Below are 6,583 nucleotides of genomic sequence, written 5' to 3' on the forward strand. Positions count from 1 at the left end.
GCCCGTTCGTGGGCGCCGCGGTTCGCTCAGGTCCAGGGCGTGCCCGTCAGACGCTCGTACGCCTCCACGTACTTGGCGCGGGTCGCGTCCACGACCTGCTGGGGCAGCGCCGGCGGCGGCTGCTCGCTTTTGCGGTCCCAGCCCGACTCGGCGGAGGTCAGCCAGTCGCGTACGTACTGCTTGTCGAACGAGGGCTGCGCGCGGCCCGGCTCCCACTCGTCGGCCGGCCAGAAGCGGGACGAGTCCGGGGTCAGCACCTCGTCGGCGACGACCAGCGTCTCGCCGTCGAACCCGAACTCGAACTTCGTGTCCGCGAGGAGGATGCCGCGCTCGCGCGCGATGTCCCGGCCGCGGCTGTAGACGGCCAGCGTCGCCTGCCGCAGCTGGGCGGCGGTCTCCGCGCCGACCTGGCGGGCGACCTCCTCGTACGAGACGTTCTCGTCGTGCTCGCCGACGGCGGCCTTGGTGGCCGGGGTGAAGATCGGGGCGGGCAGCTCCGAGCCGTCGCTCAGCCCGTGCGGGAGCGCGAGACCGCAGACCGTACGGGTCTCGTTGTACTCGACGAGACCGGAGCCCGTCAGATAGCCGCGGGCGACGCACTCGACCGGGACCATCTCCAGGGACTTGCAGACCAGGGTGCGGCCCTGCCACTCGGCGGGGGCGCCGGGCGGCGGTTCGGTGCCCAGCACGTGGTTCGGCATCAGGTCGGCGAGCTGGTCGAACCACCAGAGCGAGAGCTGCGTCAGGACGCGGCCCTTGTCGGGGATCTCCGTGGGCAGCACCCAGTCGTACGCGGAGATGCGGTCGCTGGCGACCATCACGAGGTCGCCCGCCTCGTTCTGGTACAGGTCGCGCACCTTGCCGGTGTGCAGGTGCACCAGACCCGGAACCTCAAGAGGCTCGGGCTTTTCGACGAATCCGGACACGGTTCCTCCCCGTGGTTCTGACTGAATGCCTCGATTCTCCCGTACGGGAGGTCCGGGTTCGGCCAGGGGGCGGCGCGGGACGCCGGCCGGCGGCCTCAGTCGCGTTTGCAGATGCGGTCCAGGAGGTTGGCCGTGGCGCGCTGGATCCGGGCGTCGGTGTGCCCCGGCCGGTCCAGGGCCGGGGACCAGGCGAAGGTGCCCGCCGCGAAGACGAGAGCCCCGGAGTGCGCGCGGTACAGGGACGTCTCCTGGTGGCGGATCGTCCCCTCCGTGTCCCGGTACGGGGAGTGCGACAGGAGGATGCGGCCCTGGTGCTCGGGGAGCGCGATCCGGGGGAAGTAGCGGTCGGCCTCGCCCGCGACCATGCCCTCCAGCTCGTCGCCCTCGTGGGCTCCGGTCGCCTCCCACAGCCAGTGGTCGGCGTTGCGGACGACGAGGGGGTGGGCCTCGGGGACCCGGCCCGCGTACTGGATCCCGAGGAGCTCCTGCTCCGGGCGGTCGATCTCCCGCCACAGCGCGGGTCTGCCCGGTCCACGGCGTTTGAGGCAGGTGAGCAGGCGGTCCGGGGTGCCGGACGCGGAGGGCGCCAGATCCACCTGCCAGTACATGGTGTTGGCGGAGAGGAAGACGAGCGAAGTGCCCTGCTCGCGGGCGACGTCCACGGTACGGCGCATGGTCGTCGACCAGTACTCGTCGTGGCCCGGGAAGACCAGACCCCGGTAGCGCGTCGGGTCGACGCGGCCGGCGTGCAGGTCGCGGGCGTCGGCGTACGCGAGGTCGTAGCCGTAGCGCTCGGCCCAGCGGATGAAGTCGTAGGCGTGGCCCACGTGCAAGGGCAGGCCCGCGCCCGCGTACGGACGGTCGAAGGAGACCGTCGTCGCGGCGTCGGCCTCGCCGAGCAGCCGGCCGTCGTCGTCCCACGCGTGGTACAGACTCGCGCCCGTGCGCCCGTCCTCCGGATAGAGGTTGTACGCCTGCCAGGTGATGTCCGGCAGGACGAGCAGCAGGTCGGCGGGGTGGCTGTCGCGGACCGTGAACGGGATGTGGGAGCGGTGCCCGTCGTCGGTGGTCAGGACGGCGACGTACGCGCCGATGCTCCAGTACGACGGGACCTGCAGCCGCCAGGACAGCCACCAGTGGTGGCAGGAGACCGTGCGGTCCGCGGTGAGCGGGGCGGGCTGCACGATCCCGGCCAGCCGCGGGCTGGTGGTGATCTTGCTGGCGCCGTCGCCGCCGTAGTGGCCGATGCGGTAGATGTCCACGCCGAATTGCTGGGGCGGGTCCACCGTGATGTGGAAGTCGACGGCCTCGCCGGGGGCGACCGCGCCGGTGGAGGCGAACCCCTTGATCTGCCGGTGGACGTCGTCCGCCGAGCGGGGGTCTCCGGCGGTCGCACGCGGGGTGGGGACGCGCGGGCCGGTGCTCCGGTAGCGGTCGTGGGCGGTGGTCGCACCGGGGGGTGGGGCGTGGTCGACGTACCAGGGGACGACGTGGCCCGTGTCGTCGAAGTAGTTCTCGCTGCCGCGCAGCCAGGGGACGGGGCCCTGCCCGAATGGGTCCGTGACGGCGTGCGCCAGCGCTCCCGACTCCCATCGGCGGATCTGCTCGGTCCCCATGTGACGTTCCCTCCCTCGTACGTCCTTGCCCATGTGTGCTCCCGTGCACGGGCTGGCACGGGTGGACCCAGCACATCACATTACGCATGCGTGCGGTCACCGTTCGTTGCTAATTGCTGGTGGCGGGTGGGGAGATGGGGAGAGATGGGCGGAGCCGGGGTTGTTCGTGACGTGCGGGTCCGTCGTGGCTGAGCGCGCAGTTCCCCGCGCCCCTGGGTGGGATGGGGTGCGGGGGGTCGCTGCGGCGTGCGGGTTCGTGGGGGCTGGGTGCGCAGTTCCCCGCGCCCCTGGGGTGGGGTGGGTGGGGTGGGGTGCGGGGGCTCTGGGGGTCAGACCAGTCTGACCGGCTTTTCCGGGCGTACTCCCAGGTTCAGGAGCCAGGCTCGCAGGGGGGCGGGGTCGCCCTCCTCGATGAGGCTGAGGACGCGGGGGCCGAGGTCGGCGGAGCGCTCGCCGTTGACGAGGAGCGACGGGCCGTCCAGCCAGTCGAGCCCCGGCATCGCCCCGGCCGTGTCCATCGCCGCGCAGCAGACCATCGCCGTCACATGGTCGCCGAGCAACTCGCGCCCCGTACGCGGCGGTTGCAGGGGGAACAGCGGCAGCGCGCCGTCGTCCCAGAGCGCCAGGTCGGGGCCGCCCTGTCCCGCGGAGGCCGTCGAGGGCGCCGAAGACGCCGTGGACCCGGCGGTCGTCGCGGCCTCCTCGCGCGCCAGCTCGGCGCTCAGCACCGCCGCGAGCTCCGCGCTCCGCTCGGTCGCCGGAACGCCGTCCTCGTCGCTCTCCGGGCCGCCGTCGGCCTCGTACGCCGTCGCGTCGATGTCCGTGCCCTCAGGGGCGTGCTGCTCGTACTCCGGGGAGCCTTCCGGCAGCGAGGGCGCGGCCGACGTGAGGTGGTCCATGACGCGGTCCAGCGTCGGCCCCTCCGGCTCCGACGCCGCCGGGCCCGCCGCGCGGCTCACGCCCAGTCCGTCCAGTACGCGGTGGAGCCGTGCCGCGTCCGTACGCCACTTGCGGTCGACTACCTCGTCCGGATACTCCGCCCAGTCGACCGGCGCCCAGTCGGGTCCGGTCTCGGCGGGGCCGCCGTGGAAGAGGCGCGCGGCCAGCAAGGACGTCGCCTCGTCGATCGCGCCCGGCTCCTCCAGGAGATCGCAGGCGGGCCGTTCGCCGAGCCGGGAGGTGAAGCCCTCGGCGAGCCGGTCGCGCCGGGACAGCTCCGTGAGCGCCGCGACGACACCCGCGTCCAGCCGGGACGGCCACCGCCCCATGCGCCAGGCGGGCAGCGCGACCCTGGTCAGCAGCCGGTCCCAGCCCGCGTACGCCAGTCCCACCTGCTCCTGCGCGACGATCCGCAGGCCGTAGTCCACCGTCTGTGCGCGCTCCGCCGCCGCGGTCGCCACGCCCCGTTCCATCTCGGCGGCGTGCACGCGGCAGCCGCGCAGCATGATCCTCGCCACCCAGCCTCCCACCCCGAGCACGATGCGGGTCAGGGGCCCGCGCGAGGGCTCCGAGGCCACCGCCACGGCCGCGTCGAGACCTCGTACGAAACGCCGGGCCGCGGCTATGTCGGGGTGCGCCGAGGGTCCCGTACCCGCGACGACCGGGGCGAGCACGGCCCGCAGCTCGCCGACCCGCATCCACCACAGGAAGGGGGAGCCGATGACGAGGACGGGCGCGGCGGGCGTACGCCGGTGTGCGGGGCCCAGGACCCGGCCGCCCTCCATCTCGTCCCCGGAATCCGGGCGGGGCGGGATGTGGGCCGGGTGGGTGCGGTCCTCCAGCCAGCTGTCGCAGTCCGGGGTGAGGGCTATCGCGGAGGGCGCGGGCACTTCGAGGCGGTCGGCCAGATCCCGCACCATGCGGTAGAGGTCCGGCGCCGACTCCTCGGCGACCGGGACGGTCGGACTCATGGCGGGCCGCGAACGGGCGACGAGCAGCGCGACCCCCACCGCGCAGAGCAGCACGAACGCGGCGAACCCCGTGACGACCGCGCGCACCACACCCCAGCCGGGGCCGTCGATGTGCCCGGTCGACCCGCCGACGAGCAGGACGACGGCGACGGCCGCGGGCAGCAGGGCGACGGCCAGCGCCCTGCTGCGGATGCGCAGCACGGCGAGAGCCCGTGAGCGCGCGGTGTGCGCACCCAACTCCACTCCCATACCGGACACGACCGGTGTCACCCCCTACTGCCAGCCCGGCGTGTGCATACCCAGCCACCGCCGACGGACGTCCATGGTGTTGCTCACTCCCCCACTGTGGCACCCGCGACTGACATCGCAATGCCGGTGGGCCAAGTGCCGGAACGCTTTGCGCCGCACCCTAGTTGGGGCCCCGGCCCTCGTCAGCCGGATGGGGGATCGGTCACTCGATGGAATGGCTTTGGCTAAAGGTGGCTGACGAAAGGGCCCCGGATCCTGTGCCGGATCCGGGGCCCGAAGGGGTTGAGCACGTCATGAGCGCGTGCTGCGCGAGATGTCGCGTGGTCGCAGACGGTGCAGGTGAAAGCCCGTAACCGAGGGTTACTGTGTTTACTCCGCGGCGGCTTCCGCGACCTTCGCCGCGATGTCCGTACGGTGCTGGGAACCGTCGAGGCGGATCCGGCTAACCGCCCTGTACGCGCGGGTGCGGGCCTGGGTGAGGTCCTTGCCGCTCGCCGTGACCGAGAGCACGCGACCGCCCGCGCTGAGGACGGCGTCGCCGTCGCGCTTCGTACCGGCGTGCAGGACGTACGCGTGCGGGGCGTCCTCGGCCGCCACCTCGGCGAGGCCCTCGATGGGGTCGCCGGTGCGGGGGGTGCCGGGGTAGTTGTGCGAGGCGATGACCACGGTGACCGCCGCGTCGTCGCTCCAGCGCAGGGGTTCGAGGTCGGCGAGGGTGCCGTTCGCGGCCGCGAGGAGGATGCCCGAGAGGGGCGTCTTCAGACGGGCGAGGACCACCTGGGTCTCGGGGTCGCCGAAACGGGCGTTGAACTCGATGACCCGTACGCCGCGCGAGGTGATCGCGAGACCGGCGTACAGCAGGCCGGAGAACGGGGTGCCGCGGCGGCGCAGCTCGTCGACGGTCGGCTGCAGAACGGTCTGCATGACCTCCTCGACCAGCTTCGGATCGGCCCACGGCAGCGGCGAGTACGCGCCCATGCCGCCGGTGTTGGGACCCTCGTCGCCGTCCAGGGCCCGCTTGAAGTCCTGGGCGGGCTGCAGCGGGACGACCGTCACACCGTCGGTGATCGCGAAGAGGGAGACCTCGGGGCCGTCGAGGAACTCCTCGATGACCACGCGGTCGCAGGCGTTCGCGTGGGCCGCGGCGGCTGCGAGGTCGTCGGTGACGACGACGCCCTTGCCGGCGGCGAGCCCGTCGTCCTTCACGACGTACGGGGCGCCGAAGGCGTCCAGTGCCTCGTCCACCTCGGCGGGGGTCGTGCAGACGTACGAGCGGGCGGTGGGTACGCCCGCGCCCGCCATCACGTCCTTGGCGAAGGCCTTGGAGCCCTCCAGCTGGGCGGCCTCCTGCGAGGGGCCGAACACCGGGATGCCCGCCTCGCGCACGGCGTCGGCGACCCCGGCCACGAGGGGTGCCTCCGGGCCGACGATCACCAGCTCGGCGCCGAGGTCCGTGGCCAGCGCGGCCACGGCCTTGCCGTCGAGGGCGTCGACCTCGTGCAGCTCGGCCACGTCGGCGATACCGGCGTTGCCCGGGGCGCAGTGCAACGCGGTGACGTCGGGGTCGAGGGAGAGGGAACGGCACAGGGCGTGTTCGCGGGCACCGCCGCCGATTACTAGGACGTTCACGGGGGCCAGCGTAGCGGGGCGCCTGGCCGGCGGGGGATTTGGTGTCGGGCGGCTGGACGGGGCGGTGGGGCATCTGTGGCGGGTGCGGGTGGGTGGGGGCTTGCCGCGCAGTTCCCCGCGCCCCTTGAAGGCGGGGCTGCGCCCCTGCCTGCCCCTTCGTCTGCGGGCCCGGTGGGGGTCGCCCGCGCAGTTCCCCGCGCCCCTCAAAAGCGGGGCTGCGCCCCATGCTTTTGCCTTTAGGGGCGCGGGGAAC

4 protein-coding genes are annotated in these 6,583 nt (G+C 73.2%); all 4 read right to left on the reverse strand.

The window, feature by feature from the left end; all coding sequences use genetic code 11:
- Nucleotides 1-26: 26 nt before the first annotated feature.
- Nucleotides 27-926, reverse strand: a complete 900-nt coding sequence (locus tag ACFWGJ_RS40200) for a phosphoribosylaminoimidazolesuccinocarboxamide synthase (RefSeq protein WP_387333908.1) — start codon at nucleotides 924-926, stop codon at nucleotides 27-29.
- A 95-nt stretch (nucleotides 927-1,021) separates the two neighbouring features.
- Entirely contained in the window at nucleotides 1,022-2,542 is a 1,521-nt protein-coding gene (locus ACFWGJ_RS40205) for a N,N-dimethylformamidase beta subunit family domain-containing protein (protein ID WP_387333909.1), read from the reverse strand.
- Nucleotides 2,543-2,871: 329 nt separating this feature from the next.
- Complete coding sequence (locus tag ACFWGJ_RS40210) at nucleotides 2,872-4,701, reverse strand: hypothetical protein (protein ID WP_387333911.1); 1,830 nt, start codon at nucleotides 4,699-4,701, stop codon at nucleotides 2,872-2,874.
- A gap of 369 nt (nucleotides 4,702-5,070) precedes the next feature.
- A complete protein-coding gene (gene purD, locus ACFWGJ_RS40215) occupies nucleotides 5,071-6,330 on the reverse strand; it encodes a phosphoribosylamine--glycine ligase (protein ID WP_387333910.1) in 1,260 nt (419 codons plus the stop codon).
- Between the last annotated feature and the right edge of the window lie 253 nt (nucleotides 6,331-6,583).

The organism is Streptomyces sp. NPDC060205 (genome assembly GCF_042728395.1).
In the GTDB taxonomy this organism is placed as follows: domain Bacteria; phylum Actinomycetota; class Actinomycetes; order Streptomycetales; family Streptomycetaceae; genus Streptomyces.